This window comes from Bartonella sp. CL436QHHD (assembly GCF_042195105.1).
Classification (GTDB): domain Bacteria; phylum Pseudomonadota; class Alphaproteobacteria; order Rhizobiales; family Rhizobiaceae; genus Bartonella.
In genome coordinates, this window is record NZ_JBHINR010000083.1 from 1 (window position 1) to 1,245 (window position 1,245).

Here is a 1,245-nt window from a genome sequence, read left to right on the forward strand (position 1 = left end):
AGAAGAAGAAACCTTTATTTGTTCTGAGATAATACGAGTTGCAAGCTGTTCTGTTGACATCTCAAGTGAGAAGAAACCAACAATACCCCCTTCATTTTCTTGTGTTTTGTTATGACGCTTGCAAGCATTGGCAATATTAAAAGCAATATTGGTCGCCAGAGAGGTTTTCCCCATACCAGGGCGCCCTGCAAGGATAATTAAGTCAGATGCTTGTAATCCTCCCATTTTTTCATCAAGGGTTTTGATATGGGTAGCTATCCCAGAAAGCTGTGAGGAACGCTTTTTTGCAGCGCTTGCCATGTTAAGTGCTTTTGCAATGGCTGTATCAAAGTTTTCAAACCCACCCCCATATTTCCCTTTTTCGGCGAGCTCAAATAACTGATTTTCAATCGTTTCAATTTGTTGAGTAGGCGTGAGCTCTACAGGAGCATCAAAAGCTGTATTGGCAACTTGAGTGCCNCCCATATTTCCCTTTTTCGGCGAGCTCAAATAACTGATTTTCAATCGTTTCAATTTGTTGAGTAGGCGTGAGCTCTACAGGAGCATCAAAAGCTGTATTGGCAACTTGAGTGCCAAGGTTAATTAAAGAGCGTCGGATAAACAGATCATAAATGACGCTCCCATAATCTTCAGTGTTAATAATAGTGACTGCCTCTGTGGTTAAGCGAACAACATACTGGTATACAGTAATATCTCCAACTCTTTCTTCCATTTGGATATAGGGCTTGATTGTAATGGGGTTTGCAAGATTACCATTTTGAATAATTTGTAAGACAATCTCAACGATCTATTGATTAAGCCTTTCAAAAAAATGTTCTGCTTTGAGAAAGTCTGAAACGCGATCGAGTGCATTATTATTAATCAGGATTGCTCCAAGTAATGCCTGCTCTGCTTCAATATTATGGGGAAGTTGACGAAAAGAAGAAGCAAAATTATCTCTTGGATTTTCTGTTTTTAGCATGTTCAGTGTTCTCATTGCTTTCTTTTCCCTTGTTTGGTGCCTTAAAGGTGATTTCTGTGGTGTATCCGCTTTGTTTTTCATAGCAGTGGGTGACGGTCGCGGCTTTCCATGGTCCATTGATTTGCCCACGAAACCCTTGCAATAAAAGAGGTTGATCCGCCATGACTTCGGGACGCCCCTCTAAGGTCAAAGAACCACTGCCCACAGCACGACACAACCTGTCCGACTCGGAAGCAGCAGCAGCTCGTGCTTCCTCCTCACAAGTGTAACAAGTCCGCAAACGC

At 42.0% G+C, this 1,245-nt stretch carries 3 pseudogenes; all 3 read right to left on the bottom strand.

Annotated elements, in window-relative coordinates:
* A pseudogene (locus ACFIKN_RS09055) lies at positions 1-453 on the bottom strand (DnaB-like helicase C-terminal domain-containing protein); the annotation flags it as partial.
* 19 nt (positions 454-472) lie between these two features.
* A pseudogene (locus ACFIKN_RS09060) lies at positions 473-976 on the bottom strand (DnaB-like helicase N-terminal domain-containing protein); the annotation flags it as partial.
* Positions 933-1,245, bottom strand: a pseudogene (locus ACFIKN_RS09065) (late control protein); the annotation flags it as partial. The pseudogenes ACFIKN_RS09065 and ACFIKN_RS09060, both read right to left, overlap by 44 nt.